The organism is Pseudomonas sp. PME37.24/006 (assembly GCF_055556635.1).
Genome location: NZ_JBVHNL010000279.1, coordinates 1 through 240, shown reverse-complemented (window position 1 = coordinate 240; position 240 = coordinate 1). Strand labels below are relative to the sequence as shown.

The following is a 240-nucleotide window of genomic DNA, read 5'->3' as shown; positions in this document are numbered from 1 at the left end:
CTTCGAAGAAATGCAATCGCAGGAATTCCAGAAGCGCAGCGAAACCAACGAGATCTACATCCCGGCCGGTCCGCGCCTGGGCGACAAGGTCATCGAGTTCAAGAACGTCAGCAAGGGCTACGGCGATCGCGTGCTGATCGACAACCTGTCGTTCTCCATGCCTAAAGGCGCCATCGTCGGCGTGATCGGCGGTAACGGTGCTGGTAAATCGACTCTGTTCCGCATGCTGATGGGCAAGGA

At 57.5% G+C, this 240-nt stretch carries 1 protein-coding gene; it reads left to right on the top strand.

Annotated elements, in window-relative coordinates; translation table 11 throughout:
- Positions 1–240, top strand: a 240-nt coding sequence (locus tag ACZ3GY_RS24725) for an ATP-binding cassette domain-containing protein (protein WP_465912459.1), incomplete at both ends; no start/stop codon positions are given.